The organism is Spirochaetales bacterium, from assembly GCA_016930085.1.
Taxonomy (GTDB): domain Bacteria; phylum Spirochaetota; class Spirochaetia; order SZUA-6; family JAFGRV01; genus JAFGHO01.
This window is the reverse complement of sequence record JAFGHO010000067.1, coordinates 12062-31169: the sequence shown is the minus strand read 5'-3', so window position 1 is coordinate 31169 and position 19108 is coordinate 12062. Positions and strand designations below refer to the sequence as shown.

14 protein-coding genes are annotated in these 19108 nt (G+C 50.4%); 4 read left to right on the top strand and 10 right to left on the bottom strand.

The genetic code is table 11. The annotated features are described in order from the left end of the window. The first annotated feature begins 329 nt into the window (after positions 1-329). Positions 330-2735 carry a leucine-rich repeat domain-containing protein gene (locus JW881_12010; protein MBN1698230.1) on the top strand — a complete coding sequence of 802 codons (2406 nt, stop codon included), beginning with the start codon at positions 330-332 and terminating at the stop codon, positions 2733-2735. 185 nt (positions 2736-2920) lie between these two features. Continuing rightward, on the top strand, positions 2921-3937 hold the full coding sequence (locus JW881_12005) for an SIS domain-containing protein (GenBank protein ID MBN1698229.1): 1017 nt from the start codon (positions 2921-2923) through the stop codon (positions 3935-3937). Positions 3938-3962: 25 nt separating this feature from the next. On the opposite strand, the gene JW881_12000 is transcribed toward JW881_12005, so the two are convergent. Then, the gene (locus JW881_12000) at positions 3963-6167 is read right to left on the bottom strand and encodes a DUF4954 family protein (GenBank protein ID MBN1698228.1); all 2205 of its coding nucleotides are present in this window, start codon (positions 6165-6167) and stop codon (positions 3963-3965) included. Positions 6168-6312: 145 nt separating this feature from the next. Between JW881_12000 and JW881_11995 the strand changes: the two genes are divergently transcribed. Next, positions 6313-7803, top strand: a complete 1491-nt coding sequence (locus JW881_11995; GenBank protein MBN1698227.1) for a C39 family peptidase — start codon at positions 6313-6315, stop codon at positions 7801-7803. A 104-nt stretch (positions 7804-7907) separates the two neighbouring features. On the opposite strand, the gene JW881_11990 is transcribed toward JW881_11995, so the two are convergent. The 5 genes from JW881_11990 to JW881_11970 all read right to left on the bottom strand — a co-directional run bounded on the left by JW881_11990 (position 7908) and on the right by JW881_11970 (position 12639). Beyond that, entirely contained in the window at positions 7908-8813 is a 906-nt protein-coding gene (locus tag JW881_11990; GenBank protein ID MBN1698226.1) for a hypothetical protein, read from the bottom strand. A gap of 3 nt (positions 8814-8816) precedes the next feature. Next, positions 8817-10088, bottom strand: coding sequence for a hypothetical protein (locus JW881_11985; GenBank protein ID MBN1698225.1), 1272 nt, complete (start codon positions 10086-10088; stop codon positions 8817-8819). 76 nt (positions 10089-10164) lie between these two features. Beyond that, on the bottom strand, positions 10165-10833 hold the full coding sequence (locus JW881_11980) for a hypothetical protein (protein MBN1698224.1): 669 nt from the start codon (positions 10831-10833) through the stop codon (positions 10165-10167). A gap of 13 nt (positions 10834-10846) precedes the next feature. Next, a complete protein-coding gene (locus tag JW881_11975) occupies positions 10847-12184 on the bottom strand; it encodes a hypothetical protein (GenBank protein ID MBN1698223.1) in 1338 nt (445 codons plus the stop codon). Further along, positions 12181-12639, bottom strand: coding sequence for a hypothetical protein (locus tag JW881_11970; protein ID MBN1698222.1), 459 nt, complete (start codon positions 12637-12639; stop codon positions 12181-12183). The genes JW881_11975 and JW881_11970 overlap by 4 nt, the downstream gene beginning before the upstream one ends. 165 nt (positions 12640-12804) lie before the next feature. Between JW881_11970 and JW881_11965 the strand changes: the two genes are divergently transcribed. Then, entirely contained in the window at positions 12805-13347 is a 543-nt protein-coding gene (locus JW881_11965; protein ID MBN1698221.1) for a hypothetical protein, read from the top strand. Between the two features lie 129 nt (positions 13348-13476). Here JW881_11965 and JW881_11960 read toward each other — a convergent pair whose 3' ends face one another. From JW881_11960 to JW881_11945, 4 genes are all read right to left on the bottom strand, one after another. Then, on the bottom strand, positions 13477-14238 hold the full coding sequence (locus JW881_11960) for a hypothetical protein (GenBank protein MBN1698220.1): 762 nt from the start codon (positions 14236-14238) through the stop codon (positions 13477-13479). Between the two features lie 82 nt (positions 14239-14320). Next, positions 14321-15739: a bifunctional indole-3-glycerol phosphate synthase/phosphoribosylanthranilate isomerase gene (locus JW881_11955; GenBank protein MBN1698219.1), complete on the bottom strand. Its 1419-nt coding sequence runs from the start codon at positions 15737-15739 to the stop codon at positions 14321-14323. A 210-nt stretch (positions 15740-15949) separates the two neighbouring features. Then, positions 15950-17548: a bifunctional anthranilate synthase component II/anthranilate phosphoribosyltransferase gene (locus JW881_11950; protein MBN1698218.1), complete on the bottom strand. Its 1599-nt coding sequence runs from the start codon at positions 17546-17548 to the stop codon at positions 15950-15952. Position 17549: 1 nt separating this feature from the next. After that, positions 17550-18962: a chorismate-binding protein gene (locus JW881_11945; protein ID MBN1698217.1), complete on the bottom strand. Its 1413-nt coding sequence runs from the start codon at positions 18960-18962 to the stop codon at positions 17550-17552. Positions 18963-19108: the final 146 nt, after the last annotated feature.

The window sequence follows — 19108 nt, the reverse complement described above, 5'->3', positions numbered from 1 at the left end:
TTCCCATTATACCCACGCGCGTCCCAAAATTGAATGATTCCGGCTCTTTCAATAAGGAGTATGTTACATTTAACGGGTATGATCAAGTATGTTATTCTCATCCGGGAGGGGGATGTAGGTTGAGATAACGGGGACGGAGGTCGAAAACGATTCTGTAATAACATTTTGTTGACGGCTGATACAATATGGTATATAATATCTCGAATGACAGGTTAACGTCCTTCTTTTTACGGGATGAGTTATACAATGATACGTTTACCTTTCATTGATGCAAAAATAAACGGACAACTGAAATACAGTTCGAATATATATCAAAAAAGGAAAAAAAAATGAAACCAGGCGTTGTTTCCCTTTTGATTCTCTTCATTATAATCGTTTTTCCGGGAGTGACCGCCTTCGGGCAGACCTGCGGCGATGCGAATAATGACGGGCGTATCGATATTGTCGATTCCCTTCTGATAGCGCAGTATTATGTGGGAACAAACCCTCCCAATATTGCCCCTGAAAACATGGATGTAAACGATGACGGAAAGGCCGACATTGTGGACGCCCTTTTGGTGGCTCGATATTATATCGGGAGTATAAGCGAATTCCCGGGATATTGCGGGAAGCAGGAAATACTCACCTTTCCCGATCCGGCCTTCGAAAGCCTCATCCGCTTCACCATCAGCAAGTCCACCGGCCATATTTACGCCTTTGAAGTCGAAAACATCACCTCCCTCCGGCAGCGTCAACCGAATATTTCGGATATAAGCGGGATTGAACACCTTCCCGCCCTCGAAGAGATCGTATTCACCGGCAGCACTATCGCCGATCTGGGCCCGCTTTCTTCGCTTGCGAATCTGACGTACATCGCCGTATCAGGCAATGCCGTTACCGACATTTCACCCCTTGCCGGACTCCTCAATCTCAAAACCCTTTATATCGGAAACAACGCCATTTCCGATTTACTTCCAATAAAGAATCTTGTGAATCTTGAATATCTGTCCTGCGGCGGTAATTCTGTCACGGACCTCGGTCCCCTTGCGGGATTATCGCACCTTACCAGACTTTACGCCGGCCACAACCGGATTGCCAATCTATCGCCGCTCTCCGGCCTGACATCGCTTGCCTCTCTCGATGTAGGTTATAACCGTATCGCCGATATAACGCCGCTTGCCCCACTCGTGAACCTGTCCTCGCTTTCTCTATCGAACAATACTATCCGGAATATTGAAAGTCTCAGAAACATGTACGGACTGACAGGATGTGAACTGCAATATAATGAACTCACCGATATTTCCGCTCTTGCCGGGAAAACGGCCCTCACATCCCTTGATCTCGATAATAATGCTATATCGGATATTACCGCACTCGCCGGACTTGTCTCCCTGAGCGAGTTGTCCGTCAACAACAACACTATTGCCGATATCGGCCCCCTTTCGGGCTGCACCTCCCTTACGGAACTGTACATGAACAACAACCGCATCACGCACATCGACGCCCTTGCGGGACTCGTCTCTTTGAAAATACTCGAGATGAGTGACAACCGGATCACGGACATTACCCCCCTTGCCGGACTCTCCCTTATCACCAGCCTGAGAGCGAACAACAACATGATAGGCGACCTGTCCGGTATTGAAGGACCGGCTTCACTGGTGAATCTTTATATGAATGACAACAATATCTCGGATCTCGAACCGCTCAGGCACCTTTCGGAACTGGACAGGCTTTGCATGAACGGGAACGATATAACGAGTCTGGAGCCCTTATCGGACCTTGACGGAATAGCACAGATGGAATTCAGGGAAAACAATATCTCGGATATTACCCCCATCATGACGGGCAATATCTTTTACCTCCACCTCGAGGAAAACAATATCAGCGACCTGAGTCCTTTCAACAACAGCGACCTCCCGTATCTCTGCGAACTGTATCTCGACCGGAATCCGATCACTCGTGTCCGTCCGCTTCGCAGGGTGGGCATCGACCTCGATATCCTTTCCCTCAATGCCGTCCCCATAGAGGACTATGAATCATTTTCGGACTCGAACCTTTATATGATCTGGGCACTGCACCTCGAATCAAACAATATCACGAACCTCGATTTTCTCGAGGGTACCTATTTCACCAATATGTACCTCAACGACAACGAGATCAGTGACCTGAGTGTTTTGAACAAGCTGCTTCACAGTTATACCGGTTTTTATATCGGCGGTAATAATGTGACGGATATAAGCCCCCTTCTGGCGATGACAAATCTCGGCAGACTCGATATTTCCGGCAACGATATCACCGATTTCAGTCCGCTTCTGGAAATGCCCAAACTCATCGATCTCAAGCTTGACAAGTGCGGCCTGACGGATATTTCATTCCTCTCCGGAATCGAAAGCCTCGATTCGCTTTCGATAAATAACAACACTATTACCGATCTTTCGCCGCTTGCGAATTGGCCGTCCCTGAGTTTTTTCCACGCCGCGGGAAACGGGATAACGGATATAACGCCGCTCGCCGGAAACAGAAACCTCTCTATGTGCGATCTCGGCGGCAACAACATCACCGATATCTCGCCGTTAAGCGGCTTTCCGTACTTGTGGAATCTCGATATCCGGTCAAACCGTATCACGGATTTATCCGTACTCATCGACCTTCCGCGGCTCGAAACGGTCAATGTCAGCGATAATCCGCTGAGTGATCATTCCGGTTCCGAGATCATCCCCCTCCTCGAGCAGTATGGGGTGAATGTTGTCCACTGACGCGGAAACCGAAAACACGGGGACGGAGTTCGAAAAAAAATATTTCGGAAAAGCGGGTATCCGGCCGAATCCTTTCGCGGGCCGAAGGCGAGCGGGTTTCTTGATTATTGTAATAAAGTTATGTATACTGAGTTCCGTTCGAACCGGTCAGGGTCGATAATCAGAAAACCGATGAGGAGGAAGCTATGAATCTGAATGAAGCCCGATATTCGCAGTACGCGCTTTCGCGGGAGATGATGGATACCGTGGATGTGGTGAGAAAATTCGATCCCGGAAAGACCATGACGGTTGCCGGAAAGATAAAGGAGGCGGGCAGATTGCTTCTTACCGGGGAGGGGTCGAGCCGTATCTTTCCCGCGAAGAATACCATTCGTAAAGCCCATACGTGGGGGCTACCCCTGAGTATCGCGACCGACGGCTCCCGGCAGTCCGCGTTGTACAATCTCAGGGACTCTGCGGTGTTTTGCGCTTCGAATTCGGGAAGGACCAGGGAAGTGGTGCTGCTCGCAAAAAAACTGACCGCTTCAGGCAACAGGCGATGTTTCGGTCTGACGGCAAACGAGGACACCGTCCTTTCCCGTGAAGTCGAAGAAACCTTTGTTCTCGGCTGCGGATGGGAAGAGGCCGTCGCGGCGACAAAGAGTGTGGTCGAACAGGCCCTTTTTTATCAGTCTATTATCAGTCATATTGCGGGAATGAATATGAAAGAGGGGGTTAAAGGTCTTGCGGAAAAAATCGAGGAGGCTCTGACGCTTACCATCGACGGCACGATCGTCGAGAAGGCGAAAAACGCGCCGGTCATCTATTTTGCCGGTTATAACGACGGGGTCGCGGAAGAACTGACGCTGAAAACGAATGAAATCACCAGAAAAAAATCGGATTTTCTCGAAGGCACCTATGCCGTGCACGGGATTGAAGAGGTGATGGACCCGGATGAAATCGTCTTCGTTGTCGATCCCATCGAAGACGAGATACAAAAGTTCCAGGAGGTGCTTGTCGATGGGGTGGGATTGACCGTTGTGGCAATCGCCGATCACGCGACGCCCTTTCCGACGGTTGTGGTCCCCCGGGCGGGCGAGATGGCCCCGTATGTCTACCTTTGTGCGGGCTGGAATCTTCTTGTCGAAATCGGTCTAGCCGCGGGAATCAACCTGGACAAACCGCAACGCGCCCGAAAGGTAGGAAACGAGTTTATGGGCTGAAGGATGATCAACGGGACGGTCTTCCCTATCCCCGTTTCCGTATATCATCGACAAGCCGCCGAAACTCCTCAGTTTCCTTTTTTACCTGCAGCACGAAGGAGTTATCTTCCGCCGTATGAATCACCGCCTCCATTTCTTCGGCAGAGTCAAAGGTCGCCTGTCTGAAGGGGTTTTCATAATCCTTTTTTCGCGAGAGGTAAACCTGATCGCGGATATACTCCTGGGTTTTCACCGCCTCATCGAGTTGTTCCATCCATAAAGAGGATGAAAGGGAATCCGTTCCAAGAATCTCAAGGAGCGTTGCGAAGGCGTGGGCGCATTTATCGTGCCGATACGCGGCCCAGAGTTCGTCATATGCTTTGTGAATTTCTTCCCAGCTCTTATACATTCCGCTTCCGATATTATCGCAGAGCGTCTTAACATCCTTTTCCTTGATGAGTTGTCCCCCGCAATTGATCCATCCGGCCTCACGGACCGGTGAGAATTTTCTGCCAAGCGCTTCGATTGTCACCGTCTTGTTTTCATCCATGTATGCGAGCAGTTCCTTCATCGCATAATAATGAATCATCCGGCCGTACGCGTGATACCCGTCGCGCGGTTTGAGAATTACTTCTTTCCTGCCGCTTTTCTCCATATACTCACCAAGGACTTCGAGCCCTTTCATTGCCCCTTCCGGCCCGTTAAGGAGTTCTTTTCCCTTTTCCGAAAGCTCATCGCCGTCTTTCCGGTCAAAGGCCTCCCCTTGCGATCTGAAAAATGCCTTTGCCGTCCATATCTCGAGCAGTCTGCGTGCCGTAAATATTTCTTCGATTGTATCCGGGGCAAGCGAATCAAACTCGATATGCTGAACCTTGATCTTCCGTTTATCGCGGGTTCGAAACTTCCATGTGTTTCGCGCGAGGGCATACATGTTATACATCCACCAGAAGGCGGGCATCACTTCGAGGGTATCGTTTCCTTCGTTAGTATTGAGCAGGGAAAAAGGAAGCGGTATATTCAATTCCGCGGGATAGTTCCCCTTTGCGATAAGGACAAACGACACGAAGCGGGACGAATGCTTGAGCGTAGTACAAAGTCCGGGCCAGAATCCCCTTCCGGCCTGGATCTCGCCGTCATTGGCTCGGCTATTGTGGTTCGAACCGACGGTTGCCCCGGCCGCGAGATTACTCTGCCCCATCACCAGCGAAGCTATCAGAAACGAGTTGTTGTGATGCTGTTCATGGGCGGGAAAAATGAGGTTGTGAAGGATTTCACAACACGATACCGTCGAATTGTCGCCCAGGTACGAATGAATGAGCCGTGCGCCGTATTTGAGGTTCGAGTTTCTTCCCATCACAAAACGAACGGCTTTACACCCGTAAAACACCCTGCACCCGTATCCGATAATGCCATTGACGAGTTCCACCCCTTCTCCGATCTGTGTGGGTTCGGCTTCACTCGAGTTGATGGTCAGGTTTTTCAGTTTATTCGCTCCCTTGATATAACAGCACGAACCGATCTTGACATCCTTGATGATCCTGTTGTTTTTCACGACCGTGCAATCACCGACCGACCCGTAATACCCCCTCCGGTTGTCGGTCTGATTTTGTGTAATTTCCCTGAGTTGTTGCTGTAATGCCGCATGATGCCGGAATTTCAGCCATATATAAGCGTCTGCCGGGATCATTCCGTCAAAGGGAAGCACCGCGCGTCCGCCCATTTCATTCATGAGTTCGAGCCATATTCTGACATTCTCATTCTCCCCTTCCTTGACGATGCCGTTCCCGAATTTTGCATGATCGGTTGTATGCATTTCATTGATATTGAGCAGAATGACATTGTTTCCAATAATATAATGGGCGAGATAATTGACATTGTGAATCGCGCAATTATCCCCGATGTCACATGAAATAATCGTCGAATTGGTGATACCGACGGGCACCTGGAGATTATGGTGCTCGAGGGCGACGTTATCCAGCCGGCCGATTCTGACGATACCGGAAAACAGGCAGTTCTTGACAAGGTGGTCTTCGAAATTCTGTGTGACGAAAATATTGCTCCAGTCTTCGCTCGTATTCCCGTTTTTAATAAGGTTTTCGATTTCTTCCGATTCGAGTCGCCGCCATGGATAATCGGGTTTTCCCAGTTGCTCGTTACGGATATAATACTCGTCTTTTCCTTCCGGAAGAAACTCATCCGGAATGAATTTCCGGCCGTATTCGGCCAATGGCAACACGGTTATTTCATTCATGATTCAACTCCCTTTTCATTGACAGCTTTTTCAATGATTTTATCAAATACGGTCGAGAAAGTACAGCAGTCCCCGACACAAGACGGGATAAACTCTCATATTACTCTTGATTTTTCTCTCATTTCATTGTAGAGAAATGAAAGAGATGATGAAAAGAAACCGGATACTTTTCATAGTCCTTTTGGTACTCTGTATCGCCGTTCCGATCTCTTTGCTGGCCTCGTTCTCGCTTTTCGACCAGGAAGGAAAACCGCCGGGGGCGGAGCCGGCGGATGCGGAACCGGGGACGGAGGAAGACGGGAATCCGGCCGACGCCGCTATATCACATAACGACATACCTCCCATCCACCGGTATGCAATCGGCGACACGATTCACAGTATCGCGGATTCCTATGGAATAAGCGCCGCCGGCATTGCACGATACAACGGCCTGATCGACTCGCGGCTGCTCGCCGTGGGAACGGCACTTTATCTGCCGAAGGGTATCGAACAGCGACGGAATTCCACGTTTCCGGGCGAACCGACAAACCGGACCGGCACGCTTCCCACCACACTCGCCGTCTCGGCGTTCAATAAAAACGGTAACATTCCCCTGCGTGTCGATTTCTATCCGGTCCTCGATGTCCCCGACGATCTCTCCTGTGTGTGGGATTTCGGAACGGGCTATTTTTCCCGGGAGGAACGTCCTTCGTATACCTACATGAAATCGGGCGATTACACCGTCCGTCTGTCCGTCGCCGACGGAAGCGGCCGGGAAGTTCTTTCCTCACCCCTGACGGTCCGCGTGAAAAGAACACGCATCGAAACAAAGGAGGGTCTCCCGTTTTATACGATCGATCATGTCAACGGGAATCTCGATCTTGGAGAAGTGATACAGCGTAAAGAAGCCGGAGCCCCGGCATTCGACATGGAAACGCGGATAATCCAGCGCCCGGTACTACTCAAACAGACTGCTGACGATGTCTTTACCGCGATAGCCCCGGGGTACGCAAAGATAACGCTGACCGGCAGAGAAACGAGTTTCGGCTTTTATCTGTTTGTCAGTCCCTTTCCTTCCCAGCACAGCGTCGAACCGGAGTATGACTGGTACAAGACGCAGTTCGATACCGGGATGTACGGAAACTGCGGTCCCGCCTGCGTAGCTATCGCGCTTCATTGGGCCACGGGGAAGTATATCAGCGTGGAAAAAAGCAGGGAGGAAATCGGCCTTCCCATCAAATCCGGGGCGCTTTCCTACCAGCATATGATAATGAATTTCAACTACCACCGAATAAAAACGGCACTTACCGTTATCGATCAATTCAACGACATGAAACGGATCATCGACTGGGGAAATATCGCGATCGTCAGTTTCAACACGACCGTTCTCTCGCCCGTCGAAGGAGACGAACGGCTGGTGTTTGTCGACCGTTTCTATCCGGACACCACCGGCCACTATATCGTCATCAAAGGCTACAGTCTCGATGAACAATATTTTATCGCCTACGATCCGATCCCCAGCGACTGGCAGGGCAACTCCCTCCGGTACACGGACGGGGTGAGTATGATCGGTCGAAACCGGTATTTCAAGGTCGAAGAAATTCTCCGTTCGATAAAGGGGAAAAACGTCCTGGAGATCGAACGGGAGCGCGACTGAACGTCACTGTCATGAGTCGTGGAACCTGTACACCAGGTTTGCGTGCCGGCGAACGCTCAACATCCTCGTTCGGCCGCCTTTTTCATCCATTACCGCAGACCATTTTACAGACTCATGAGCATATCCGCAAGCTGATCCGCACCGTTTTCGCTGAAGGTATAATCATGATAGTCGCGGATGAGCCGCCCGGGATCATAAAACCTGGTTACGGGGGGATAATAAACCGCTTCCTTTTCGAAAAAACGCGTTTCCCAGAAAGAATTGTATCCCGCGCCGCAGATGATGAGGTCGAAGGCATTGAAATAATCGACGACGGGGAAAAGCCCCCCCCTGTAATTCGTCGTATACACCATCCGGAACCCTTCATCTTCGAGATAGGAATACATTCTTTTCAGTTTCTCGAAATCACCCGGATGCCCGTTGTAGGCGAGCAGGCAGTTTCGTTTATCATCTCCTACCCCGAGTTCTTTCACCGCCCGGTCCCGTGGAAAAATTTCGTCGCGGTTGCGGAGGATAAGGGGATTGACCTCCGTCCCCGGTCCGATAGGCTTTTCGACCGGTTCGATCGCCACGAGGCGGTCGAACATGCAGGGATCAAAGACGATCCTCCGTCCCCCGCGGCAATCGATCGTGAAAAAAGCCTCATCGACTTCATGCCAGAGAAAAATCGTCGTGCACGACAGCGAATCGATAAAAAAATAGAGGGGAAACCAGAGGAGATCGACGAGGAGGATATCCGGGGCAAGCCCGGTGATCGCCCTGAAAAGCTCCGAATCCCTGTATGCATCCGGACCCAGCCGGTCCTCGCCTTCCGGGGGAATTTCCGTATGGGAAATGCCGAAGCGGTCGCAGAGACGGGCCAGGCGGCAGGAACTGAGGACATGAAAATCAGCCGCGATCCCGCCGCGCTTCGTTCCCTGTTTTCTGCGTTCAAGCCCGTTTGCGATCGCGATCCCGCGGACGACCCGACCGGAGCCGGTAACGCCTGAGGTATAATAGAGAATTTTCATGGGTCAGCATTCGTAAAAATTAAAGAAAGCCCTACCGTCGACCGCCGTCGATGGATTTGTCTGCCAGCCTGTTCCGTTTATATCATCCATAGATACGATTTTATTCATGCCGAATGTATCGTCGATAACGGTGATCTTCTTGTTGAGAATGGCGACGAACATATACGGCCCATAGAACATTCCCTGCGATATATCGATACCTGCCGCGGTGTTGCCATATCCGTCGATAAAAGAAAGATATTTATCAAACAGGAGGATCTTCGACCCATCGGCCCCGTTCAGGTTTGATACATAGATACGGTCGTTCCTGACAAGGGTATCCCAGGGTGTATTGAGTTGGCCGACCATTGCATCGGTCACTTGATCGACGATATTCATAGTAAAGGGATTGTAATAGAAAATGCCATAACCGCCTGCCTGCGGCGTACCGGCGATATAGAGAAAACCGTTATCGTCAATATCTATTCCTCTGATCTGCCCGATGCCGGTCGTTGAAAGTGGAAGGACAACCGTATTTTCCCGAATTGGACTGCTAAAGAGGTTGATGCCGGAAGTATAATACACCAGACTCCTCTCCATATCGACGGCAACCGCAACGATTCCAAAACCCGTATCCGGATAAAAGACCGGAGCGGCCCCCAATATATTGTCGATCCTCACTACCCGTCCGTAGCCGGTTGAAGCGTAATTGTTCGCAATATATATCCTTCCTCCCCTGTCAAAAGCGATATCATGGGGCTTAAAGTAATAATCGCTTGCCATACCGATCGCAGTCCCATAGAGTTCCACTCTTCCACCACCGCCGATGTTATCAAACTGTATTACCCTTCCATATTCATCTCCCGTTGTACCGATATAATCCGGAACCACCAGTTTTGTCTTTACCGGCTTCATCCGGACAGCCACCACTTTCACCTGTCCCGGTTTGAGATCGGTCGCGACCTTGTCCCCGAAGGCGAGTACCGCGCCGGGGTCCGCGGGATCGATGTCGAGGGCGACACTGATGACCCTGTCCCTGCCCGCGGGAACGCCCACGGATACGGCCATAAGACCGGGGGGGAAATATTTGTCGATGACCTCCATCCCCGGCCCGGTAATGACAAGCCGGATGCCCAGGACCGAACCGGGAAGCGGGGCGCGGCTTTCCCCCCTGACCATGGCGTTCACATCAAGATACAACGCGGCGTCTTCACTGTTCACGATATAACAACCGGACACCATGGCCAGTACAATCAGCATAATGCCGGCGGTATATATTTTTTTTCTTTCCTTCATGTCCTTCACCTCAATCTCCGGAAAAACCGGTACGGGAATCGTTGATCGGCCGGATACCATACGATTTTCAGTTCGTCTAGTCCCCATCGATAGTATCCGTCACCCACACAAACGCAACGACGACCAGTGCCTTTGTCATGATATCAGGAGGCAGAAGGCCGGTGAGTCCTGTTTGCGGATTGACGAGTGCCTTCCTGATTTTATCCGCCTCACGTAATGAAGGCGGCCTGAACTTCGGAATATCAATGACATCCCCCTTGCTCATATACCGTTTCTGTCCGTACAGGTTGACCGCGACACCGCTTCCGGACAGAAAGGTCACCCTTCTCCCGTCGAATATGACCATCGAACCCCTGACGGCCGCCGTGGACACGACGCTTTTCAAGAGAAAATCATTTTTGATTCCTTCACTGCTTTTCACCTCCGCCTGGACCTTCCCCACATTGAGAAAGAGTTCGGTGGTGATGGTTCCCTCTTTTTCGACAAGCTCCTCCAGGGTCATTCGTGTAAGGGGCCGGGCGATCACGGTCGAGGGACCCAGCTTTAAAACGGCCTGCGAATTAAACCCGGTCGATATCATGGTGCCGTTTTCAAGCGTCATGCCCGCCTCCGCTTTCGTCCACGATTTTTTCGGCGTTTTGATTTCAACCTTGCCCTTGACCTCTTCAATGGTAGCGCGCACATCCCCCGCGGCAAAGCCGATGACGCCGGCGAGCACTAAAATAATAAACGACAATCGTTTCATGAATCAGCCTCCTTTATAACCCGACTGAAAGCTCGAACCTGGCGGCCATTTCGACATCCCTGCTTCCTTCGAAAGCCCCGCCGTCTGTGTTATCCGGGATGAAACAACCGGCGGAAATCGAGCAGCCGACATCGGAAAGCACTCTCATATTGATGGTTGCGTCGATCTCCATCCCAAGGTACACGGCATCCGAATCAGTGTTCAAACCCGCTTCTGAAATAGGACCCGCCGTCGGACGAAGAAAAACCTGGGCGGTGAGTTGCGTCTGGAAGTTCTGCATGAAATCGCCTTTACCGGCAGAAAGGGGTTTGATCGACCAGGAAAGTCCGCATACCGCGATATTCGAAAGCTGCGGGGCGAAAACAAGCGCGACCGGTTCATGGGCGATCGGTATAAACTGATTCGCCTCCCCATCGGTATTTCCTTCATAAAAATCCGAGAAATCCGCGTCTCCCGACGCGTACAACGCGGAAACACCAAGACGGGAGTGAAGCAGTTCATCGAAATACACTCTCATCGATAAGCCTGCAAGAAAGGAAAAAATCGGTTTATACTGATATAACCCGATCCCGCTTATATCCCCGATAAAAGAGAGCATGCCGCCGGTACCCGCATACCCGAAGATATCGTAAAAAAAAGCGGGCCCTATTCCACCGGAAAGCCCGGCCCCGGTATATACGGTATGAAGGTAGCCGCCGGTCGAAGCGTCGTAGGTCCCCGCGCCCTCCTCGATGAGTCCGTCCGTTCTCAGATCGATCTGCCCCAGGAAGGACGCGGTAATCGTATGTTTCGGAAAGAGTTCCGGAAAGGCGATTTGCAGCATCCCGACTAACCGCGGGGGCGCCAGAATAACATCAGGTTCCCCCGTATCAGAGATATCGGCCTTGCTTAGACTGATGGTCGAGTACGGCTTGAGAAGCAGTCCCGCGTACCCGGCGAAAAATGATATTTCGGAACCCGCGTTCGCGAAATCGAACCGGACCCCGTCGAGTTTGTGATTAAGGACACAACCCGTGAAATCGGAAACGGGAAAGCGCCCTCCCCTCACGGAAAACAAGCCCGTGTAATCCCCGAAAAAAAGCGTCCGGTACTCGAGCATCATATAATCGAGATCGATATACAAGGGAATCTCGAAGGTATAAATGTACACCCCCTGGAGTGCAAAGGAGACGTGCTCGCTTTCATATGAAATCCATGGCGATGCTTTACCGAGGTAATTGCCGGAAAAGACGGCTTCCTGAGAGATTGTCACTATGTTGTCGGCGGTAAGCCCGTAATCTATAGCCGCGGCAGGAAGCACGAGCAGGATGAACAATCCGCAGGCAAGGATCTGTTTCACCGGTATCTTCATCCTTCATCCTCCTTCAATGCGAGTACTCCGGCCAGCATCCTGAGCGCCTCTTCTCCAGAGACGGTTCTTCCGGGATCGGCGGGCTGTTCGATAAGCCCCCGGTAATCGAGTTCCCGGTAGGCGTAACGGGGTGAAGGAAACAGGGTATACATCAATCCGCCCCCTTTCATCAAGGCTTTCATAAGCAGAAACGAATATTCATCGAGGTGGATGGGTTCCTCCGGAGACTTTCCTTTTATTCCCCATTGCTGTTCCAAAAGGATACCGACCGCCTCCTCGACGGACACACCTTCCCCGATCAGACCGGCACCCGCTAAAACGATGTAAACGGCATTACCGAACGATACACTCTCTTCCGAAAGCAGCTCATCGAGCATCTCGTTCGATTGCGCGGAAAGCGGAAAGATTCCACCAAGCAGCATAATACAAACCAGACAATACCTCTTTTTTTTCATACCCTTCCTTTTATGGTAAATACATTAGCTTATAAATTTACTATAAAACAAAATGTATATCGTAGCAAATAAAATCAGTTTTTTTATTTCTTTTAAAAAATCAATGCACATTACACTTTTTTAGCGTTATACAATGTAGAAGAACAATTATCCAGGGAGTGTTACATGATACAAGCAAGAAAGCATGAATTTCATATTATCATGACAGACACGATGATAGCGAAGCTGCTAAACGTGCATCTTTTCGGTTCGAGGTATTCTTTATCCGGTGTCATTGTAGGAATCATTTCTCTTATCGATCCTTTGATCATCACGGAGCATCGATGGGGAAAACAAAGGATGAGCCGGTATCAACCGGTATCAGATAACCCGGACGAAAAACGTGTACACGCTCATGTGTATTTCACGGAAGATGAGTATAGAAAGATCAAGATGCTTCACGCGGACTTGAATTGTTTTAGTATCGCCCAATTGGTGAGGTGGTTATTGGAGTTGTTTTTGGCACTGATAGAGGAATTTGGAGATAGACTGATCGAAGAATTAAAGAAAAGATTTCAGCAATGGAGTACTGAGGATAATCGCATACAACAAAATCATCGAGGGAATTTACGACAATTGTCTAAGATAATTCAACATCTACCAGGTCGAAATAGATTGTTATCCATATATACAAGTCATTATACACCTTTTTGGATACTACGTCTTTAAAAACCATAACCACCAATACCGTTCGGCCGAAATTATCTCGTAAAAGCTGCCTTTAATCCTGCGATTATTTCCTCACTGGTTTCATTATGTTCATGAGTGGATGTATACTACCGCTGTTGCCGCATCTCGCTATTTCTTACGCTTGAGATCCTTAAGCCGGAAATCTTCGATCATACCCCGGATATACGCGATAATATCCATGAGCTGCGTTTGTTCGGGCTTCGGGAGGGTCGAGGTGGTCTGAAGGATCGTCGAAAGGGTTCCAAACATATCATGCAGGATGAATGCGGATTCGAGGATGTACTCCTTTTCCTCCCACTCGATTGCCCGGTAATCCCGCGGGAAGCGGTTCAGGTACGCGACATATCTGGAAAGCTGTGAAGGAATCGAGGTTTTCCCGCCATAGGCGAGGACCCTCAGCCTGGATTCCTGATTTTCGATGGTTTTTACGCTGAGATTACCCTCAATATGCCTGCTTAATCCGTGCAACATGGGAATATGGGTTTCATAGATCGTATTCAAGGCCCCGCTTAAATATTTGATTTCCTCGTTCGCGTCGCGGTGCACTTCCAGATGGGGATATTTCCTTATCTTCTCAAGATTTTCCAGAATGATTTTATCCGCAAAATTTCGCCTTTTACTGTCCTCTTTCGGTTTGCTGTGCGCGATTCTATCTTCCTCTTTCCTGATCAGTTCCTCGATCACACTAATTTCGGCGAGCAGAAAATTGGAAATATCATAACCCTTTTTCAACGTGATCATATACCTGTTTTCGAACTCATCCTTCAATCTACTCGATTTGAAAAATGTCTTGCAGTAAAAGGTGTATTTTGTCCGAATCTTCGCGACAACATCGGATATTTCTTCCGGACTCAATTTTCTGTATCCCATATTTCTTAATCGCTCCTATCAAGGTTATCGTCAATTATCGTGAAAAAAAACAGATCGCTTTTCCGCCTTAATACCGAGGGAATCACCGGCTTTGATGCACTTTTTTTACCGCATCGATGAAGGCATTGACCTTATCCGGATCTTTTTCTCCCGGTGCGCTTTCGAGTCTGCTCGACGCGTCGACAAGTTCGGGAGTAAACCGCTGCATAATTTCTGAAATCGTTTCCGGCCCCATGCCGCCCGCAAGCCAGAGAGGTCCCGCCTTTTGCACCTCCCCGATAAGGTCATGGGGAATCTGTTTTCCGGTACCGCCCCTTGCGGCAGATGAAAAAGCGTCGATAAGTACCCGCGGACATCGATAGTCCGAAATCCGTTTACAATCATCTGCATCCCGTATCCTGAGGGCCTTATAGTACGGGAAGGCCATGGTATAACACTCATCTGGCCGTTCGTCCCCGTGAAACTGCACGGCATCAAGAAGCCCCCTTTCCAGAAGGCCGCGAACCCGGCCGTCGAGTTCGCGGCTTCCCCGGTCGGTGACGACAACGGCCACCTTCAAAATATCACAATTCCCGATTTTTTCGAGCAGCGCCGGTTCCGCCATTCTGGGGGAGGGCGCAAACACAAAGCCGAGGATATCCGCCCCGGCATCCGCCGCGTGGTACGCGTCGTCTTCACGGGTGATGCCGCAGATCTTCACGTACGGCGGCCGCGCGCCGTACAAACGGGTCCAGAAGCGACGCGATGTTCCCGGGAAAAGACTTAAAATTTCATCGATGAGTCCGGAATTTTTCACGACCGCCTCACCGATCAACAGGCCGCGGAAACCGGAGGAAAGCGGAAGCGCGGCATCCTCTTCCCGTAGAATACCGGATTCGAAGATCAGCGAGGTCGGCCATGTAATATGAGGTTTCAGCCGTAAGGGAATGGTGAGATCGATGGTAAAGGTGGTCAGGTCCCGTGCATTGATCCCGGTAAGCACGGGCCTGACGCCCGCCGCTTTCGTGATATCGTTTTCGTCGTGAACCTCCAAAAGCACCTCCATCCCCAACCCTTTGGCTTTCCGGTACATCGTTTCGAGGGCATCCTCATCTAAAATGGCGGCGATAAGAAGCACGGCATCCGCGCCCGCGCGGTAGCTGACCTCGACATCCTCTTTCGAAAAGAGAAAATCCTTTCGAAGCACGGCGAGATCGGGAAATGTCCGCTTAACCCGGATAAGATCGGAAAGTGAACCGGCAAAATAATTGGGTTCGGTGAGAACGGAAACGGACCTGATTCCCTTACGATAATATTGTTCGGCCTGTCCGGCGGCGTCGAGACGGAGTGAAATATCTCCTTTTGAAGGCGACTTCCGCTTTATTTCACAGACAAGCAGCGGATCGCGGACAAAAGGGACGACGGGCACCTCCCTTTCTTCCGGAACGTCTTCCCCCATCGTGAAGCCTGTCTGTGTTACCATATTTTTTCGTTTTTCGACAATTTCCGTCAATATATCCATGCCCGATCCTTTCTTGACAATCATCTTCGGGGTATATTTCAGCACCTGACCTGTCGGGATGTATCTACCGGAAGCCGGTACACGGCAACCAAAGCCGGCCGGTGTTGTCCGGGGAAGGCAGCGTCATTCGAATGGGGAAGACGGGTTATCTGCATCCGTTTATATATGCACAGCCATCGGCGCCCTGAGTTTCATATGACCTGAAGCGGGCTACAATGACTGACTCGTTTCAACAATCCGGCTCAGTTTTTCCCTGACCTTCCCTTCCACAAGCGCCTTCATCGCCCTGTCATACCCAGCTTTTATCGAATCGGTAATACCCGCGATATACAGGGCGGCCCCGCTGTTGAGAAGAACCGCGTCCCGTACCGCCTCGAGCCTCACACCGGTAAGAAGTTCGCCGGTAATCTGCGCATTGACACTCGAATCTCCGCCTTTCAATTCTTCGGACCGGTATATTGTGAGACCGATATCCCTCGGGTCGAAAATATACTGTTTTTCATCGCCGGACTCGGTTATCTCGACCACCTTTGTGGGAGAAGAGACCGATATCTCGTCCATCCCGTCAAGGCCATGGACAACCATGATCCGCTTGACGCCAAGTAACCTGGCAGCCCGTGCCACCGGCAGGCAGAGATCGCTTGAATAGACACCGATCAACTGGTACTGGGCGCACGCCGGATTCGAAAGCGGACCGATAAGATTGAAGATTGTCTTGAGCCGCAGTTCACGCCTTACCGGCCCGGCATATTTCATCGCTTTATGGTAGAGGGGCGCAAAAAGAAAAGTGAAACCGGTCTTTTCGATCAATATTTTTGCGGCATCGGGCTGTAATTCGATATTGATTCCCAGTTCCTTGTAATAATCGGCACTCCCGCTTTTACTGCTGACCGCACGGTTGCCGTGTTTTGCGACATGGGCCCCGCAGGCGGCCGAAACGATCGCGGCGAGCGAGGATATATTGAACGTCCCCAGTTCGTCCCCCCCCGTCCCGCAGGTATCGAGAACCGGAAACGGGACATCCAGCACTTTTCGTTTCTTTCTGAGAATCGACGCGCACCCCGCTATCTCTTCCGGACTGGGCCCTTTTGCGTTGATGGCCACGAGAAATCCGGAAAGCTGGATATCGGAAAAATTACCGTCGGTCACTTCATCCATAAATCCTTCAGCTTCCTGGAAACTCATACTCTGACCTTCGATGAGACGTGCCAGACAACCCCTCGTATCAAAGGCCTCCCGCTTGTAGTTGAGAAAATTTTTGAGAATGCGTTTGCCGAATTCGCTGCCGATCGATTCCGGATGGAATTGTATTCCTTCGATCGTATATTTCTTGTGGCGAAGTCCCATAATCTCACCGTCATTCGCGAAGGCGGTAATTTCAAGAGATTCAGGCAGTGTGTCCTCCCGTACGGAAAGCGAATGGTAACGGGTGAAACGTGCAGGAGATGGGACCTGCCTGAAAAGACCCTTTCCGTCGAGCATGATATTTTCGACCTTACCGTGGACGATCCGCCGCGCCTGCTTTATCTTGGCACCGAAGGCGACGCCGATTACCTGATGTCCGAGACACACTCCCAGGATGGGTACCTTGCCGGCAAAGTGTTTGACAACCGGAATCGAAATACCGGCTTCCTCAGGCCTTCCCGGGCCGGGTGAAATAATGATCGCCTCCGGCTTGAGCCGCTCGATGTCCTTCATATCCTTGACCGCATCGTTTCGAAACACCTTAACTTCTTTTTCCGTGATCTCGGTGATATACTGAAAAAGATTATAGGTAAACGAATCGTAATTATCGATCAATACAAACATATCACACCTCTACTCCTACCGCTTTCCCGAGTGCCCGCAATTTGTTCGAAGTTTCCTCGTACTCTTTCTCCGGTACCGAATCGTACACGATTCCCGCCCCTGCCTGGAGGACGAGAAGATCCTTTCTCTTGAACGCACTCCGTATGGTAATGCACGAATTGAGATCGCCGCCGGGTTCGAGCCAGCCGACGATACCGGCGTAAAAAGACCGTTTTTCCGGTTCCAGGGAATCGATAATCTCGATGGCCTTTATCTTCGGGGCACCGGACACGGTCCCTGCCGGAAATGTCGCCCGCAGCGCGTCCGCCCCCGTTTTGTCCTTTTCGAGGATTCCTTCCACCTGCGAAACGATATGCATCACGTGGGAATATTTTTCTATCACCATACTTTCAGTCAATTCGACGCTTCCCGGCATACAAACCCGCCCGATGTCGTTTCGGGCAAGATCGACGAGCATGAGGTGTTCGGCGAGTTCCTTTTCATCCGAAAGCAGATCCTTTTGCAAAGCGATCTCCTCTTCCTCGTTTTTCCCCCGTTTTCTCGTCCCGGCGATGGGCCGGATCTCCACCTTTTTATTCTTCACTTTCACATGAACCTCGGGTGAAGAACCGAAAATCTGGAAGGCGTCAAAATCAAGACAAAAAAGATACGGCGACGGATTGAGTGCCCGGAGATTCCTATACGCTTCGATCGCGGGAAGTCCGGTTTTTATATATACCCGCCTCGAGAGCACCCCCTGGATAATATTGCCGCAGATGATATGTTTTCTCACCTCCATAACGCCCTGGAGAAACCTGTCCCGCTCGCCTTTGACTTCCATAACCTCCGCATTATAGGTACCGGGCGATGAGGTCATGAAATTGAAATCGAGATCATTTATCCGTTTTTCAATTGACGCAAGTGTCGCTTCGAGATCGATCTTTTTTTCATTATAATTGAGTCCCAGAAGAAAAATCGAGTCGGTATAGTGGTCGAAAATAAGGTACACGTTGCCGACGATAAAAAAAGCGTCCGGAATACCGATCCGGTCCGGTTTGTCGATGAGGCGGATGGTATCGAATTTCGACGCGCTCTCATAGGTAATATATCCGATTCCCCCCGAAGGAACCGGAAAATCGTAGTCGGTGGTTTCATGCTGGTTGGCGATATAAAGAAGGACATCGAGAATATCGCGGGCCGGGGTTTTGATCATAAAACGCTTGCCGTCACGGTCGATATAAATACCCTGTTTTGTTTCGAATACCCGGAAGGCCTCGTTCAGCAGAAGGATGGACCATCGCTCGCGCCCTTTGTGAAAGGAAGCTGATTCCAGAATGACTTTTGCCTGGAGTTTCAATGCAAGGGAGAAGGGCGTAAATCGTTCACCGGGGATAATTTTGAGAAGGCCCTGTTTTAATGGTACTGTCGTACTCAAATCGTTTCACCTCGAATACTGTGAAAATATCTCGATCGTTTATTACTCACTTCGTTCGATCCGGCATAAAGAAGTTCTTATACGTCGCTTTTACGACTGAAGGGGCTTTTCGTCTCAAGGCATGGGGATGAACTTTCTGGCTGATC

Bases quoted from the DNA above. Each gene is read 5' to 3' on its own strand.
- JW881_12010 (MBN1698230.1), top strand. From the start codon at position 330: ATGAAACCAGGCGTTGTTTCCCTTTTGATTCTCTTCATTATAATCGTT.
- JW881_12005 (MBN1698229.1), top strand. From the start codon at position 2,921: ATGAATCTGAATGAAGCCCGATATTCGCAGTACGCGCTTTCGCGGGAG.
- JW881_12000 (MBN1698228.1), bottom strand. From the start codon at position 6,167: ATGAATGAAATAACCGTGTTGCCATTGGCCGAATACGGCCGGAAATTC.
- JW881_11995 (MBN1698227.1), top strand. From the start codon at position 6,313: ATGATGAAAAGAAACCGGATACTTTTCATAGTCCTTTTGGTACTCTGT.
- JW881_11990 (MBN1698226.1), bottom strand. From the start codon at position 8,813: ATGAAAATTCTCTATTATACCTCAGGCGTTACCGGCTCCGGTCGGGTC.
- JW881_11985 (MBN1698225.1), bottom strand. From the start codon at position 10,088: ATGAAGGAAAGAAAAAAAATATATACCGCCGGCATTATGCTGATTGTA.
- JW881_11980 (MBN1698224.1), bottom strand. From the start codon at position 10,833: ATGAAACGATTGTCGTTTATTATTTTAGTGCTCGCCGGCGTCATCGGC.
- JW881_11975 (MBN1698223.1), bottom strand. From the start codon at position 12,184: ATGAAGATACCGGTGAAACAGATCCTTGCCTGCGGATTGTTCATCCTG.
- JW881_11970 (MBN1698222.1), bottom strand. From the start codon at position 12,639: ATGAAAAAAAAGAGGTATTGTCTGGTTTGTATTATGCTGCTTGGTGGA.
- JW881_11965 (MBN1698221.1), top strand. From the start codon at position 12,805: ATGATACAAGCAAGAAAGCATGAATTTCATATTATCATGACAGACACG.
- JW881_11960 (MBN1698220.1), bottom strand. From the start codon at position 14,238: ATGGGATACAGAAAATTGAGTCCGGAAGAAATATCCGATGTTGTCGCG.
- JW881_11955 (MBN1698219.1), bottom strand. From the start codon at position 15,739: ATGGATATATTGACGGAAATTGTCGAAAAACGAAAAAATATGGTAACA.
- JW881_11950 (MBN1698218.1), bottom strand. From the start codon at position 17,548: ATGTTTGTATTGATCGATAATTACGATTCGTTTACCTATAATCTTTTT.